This window comes from Actinosynnema sp. NPDC023658 (assembly GCF_040639995.1).
Taxonomy (GTDB): domain Bacteria; phylum Actinomycetota; class Actinomycetes; order Mycobacteriales; family Pseudonocardiaceae; genus Actinosynnema.
On the sequence record NZ_JBFAAX010001249.1, the window covers coordinates 1 to 1,459 of the forward strand.

At 75.6% G+C, this 1,459-nt stretch carries 1 protein-coding gene; it reads right to left on the reverse strand.

The window, feature by feature from the left end; genetic code table 11:
• Positions 1 to 1,459, reverse strand: a 1,459-nt coding sequence (locus tag AB0G02_RS39975) for a CHAT domain-containing protein (RefSeq protein ID WP_360805679.1), incomplete at both ends; no start/stop codon positions are given.

The following is a 1,459-nucleotide window of genomic DNA, read 5'->3' on the forward strand; positions in this document are numbered from 1 at the left end:
CGCCGTCGGACGGGCTGTGGGCGTCCTGGGTGCCGTGGCAGCTCAGGTGCACCCACGTGGCGTCGTGCAGCGCGTCGCGCACGGCGGCACGCGTGGCCTGCTCGTCGCGCAGCACGCGTGCGCCGGGGAACGTCCGGGTGACGACGTCCAGTTCTTCCAGCACCTGCGGCAGCGGCAGCTGTCCCGGGGTGGTGGTCAGGCCGACGGCGAGGAAACCGCCGGTGGTCGTCGCGGCGCGGTCGCGGCACTCGACCAGCGCCCGCAGCGTCGGGGTGTAGGAGGAGACGACGTGGTCGAGCAGGCCCGGTCCGCCGCGCGCGCCGGCCGCGTGCAGGGGCAGCAGGGCGAGGACGCCGGCGGGGGACCACCAGATTCGTCGGACGGGGCCGAGGGCGTCGAGCACCGGTCGCGCCACCTCGTGCCACAGCCAGTCCAGGACGCTGACCAGGTGCTGGTTGAGCACCACGCGGGCGGTCGGGTCGTGGGTGGTCTCGTACTCCTCCAGCGCGACCAGGTACCGGGTGGCGCGGGAGAGCACGGTGGCGTGGTCGATGCCCAGCGGCAGCTCGGTGGTCCGGTCGGCGGTGACGAGGAGCGCGTCGCTGCGCCACTGGCTGACGTTCACCACGACCACGGGCCCGTCGGCGGCGGCACGGCGGAGTTCGGCGGCGCGGGGTGGGCGCAGGAAGTGGGTGAAGCCCGGCATCGCCCGGATCCGGTCCAGCAGCTCGTCGCGCTCCTGGGTGAGGTGGGGCCTGCGGTCCGCGATGCGGCGCTGCCACGGGTCGGGGTCGTCGGGTCGGTGCCGCAGCGCGGTGTCGAGCTCCACGAGCCGGTCGGCCGCCTCCGGGTCGACGGCCCGCAGGGCGGTCAGGCCCTCGCCGGCGTCGAGCAGCTGCGACCAGATCACGCCTCTCGCCTGTTCCAGCAGTTCCAGCGCCCGGTCGGGGTCGCCCGCGTGGATCGCGCAGCTCGCGGCCTCCGAGGCGAGGCCGCTCCACCGGGCCAGGCGGCGTTCGCGGACCGCGCGGTCCAGGCCGTGCGTCGTGGCCGGTCGCAGGAGGTCGACGGCGGCGGTGTAGCCGTTGAGCGCGGTGTTCCACATCGCGTGGTCCGCCGCGGTCTCCGCCCAGCGGGCCGCCGCGGACGCCCGGTCGGACGTGGCCGCGGAGAGGTCCGCCACGACCTCCCGGCACAGCTCGACGATCTCCTCGACGTGGTCGCCGGGCAGGCTGCGGGCGAGGTTGAGCGCGGCGGAGGAGCGGGCGGTGGGGTAGGTCATCGCCTCGCGGTAGGTGCGCAGGGCCTCGTCGCGGTCGGCGGTGGAGCCGGTCGTGAGGTGGCACAACCACAGCGTGTTGGCCAGGTCGTTGAGGTGGTTGCCTCGGCGGCGGTCGTGCGGGGCGAGACCGGCCAGGACCTCCCGGCGCAGCCGCGCGGTCCGGGCCAGCTGCTCGGT